Origin of the sequence: Litorimonas sp., assembly GCA_029936425.1 — a bacterium.
Taxonomy (GTDB): domain Bacteria; phylum Pseudomonadota; class Alphaproteobacteria; order Caulobacterales; family Maricaulaceae; genus Litorimonas.
The window spans coordinates 1-853 of record JAPYSU010000159.1 but is presented as its reverse complement, the minus strand read 5'-3'; the positions used below and the strand labels follow the sequence as shown (position 1 = coordinate 853).

Sequence of the window (853 nt, the reverse complement as noted above, 5' to 3'; positions counted from 1 at the left end):
ACATGTAGTAATTATTGAATACATTCATACATAACTAACTGAAGAATTTAAAGGTTAATTAAATGTAAAGCAAATCAGAGACCATGCCAGAGATAATCGCATATTCAGGGCTTAGGTAATCCTGTGCTCACTGAAATGGGATAGTACACGGGCACTGAGTGGTCGCCTCTCTGAAGCAGATGGGCGAGGAACAGCCCAAGAGGGCGTCGTCAGCAATAGCGTGGCTCTCGTTACGCGATCATTCGAGCAGGTCATAATTTAATCTAATCTGGCAGCGCTATTGGGGGCGCGAGCCGGCGTCTGTCGTGGGGAGGGAGCCCTGGAGAGACCGGTATATAGTTATGCTTCAAACGCCTTTTAGAATTTATTTATATAACAAAACCATATGCGCTCTTTTGCTATTGAGGATAGTGGTTCGGCGTATATAAGAAGATGTCACTGATGTCTGTTAAAAAAATATACAGAAGCTAGCTCCTATGAAGTCTACGAACCATAGGAGCCAGATAATGCGTAAACGCAATATTTATAATGCCAACCTCACCCTCCATCACTCCGGTCCCTGGCGGGGTTACGATGTCCAGCTACAGCGTGGACCCTTGTTCATGCCCTACCTTGAAAGAATTCATCAGACAATGATGCGGGCTATCGATAGTCAGGCGAGGACTATGGCCGTGCGCCTTGATCTCGCCCTGCCTGCTAACGGCTACTATCGTCGGGGTGACGTAATTGAGCGATTCATCCAGTCATTGCGAGCCCAGATAGAAGCGGATATCGCCAAGCGCAAGCGTGAAGGCAGGACAGCACCTAGCTGGCACCTTGAGTATGTCTGCGCAAGGGAGCAGGAGGGCTCTCA

At 48.2% G+C, this 853-nt stretch carries 1 protein-coding gene; it reads left to right on the top strand.

The features are described from left to right. Positions 1-476 precede the first annotated feature (476 nt). Positions 477-853, top strand: a 377-nt coding sequence (locus ACN0IC_RS15710; RefSeq protein ID WP_416879686.1) for a YagK/YfjJ domain-containing protein, incomplete at its 3' end; no start/stop codon positions are given.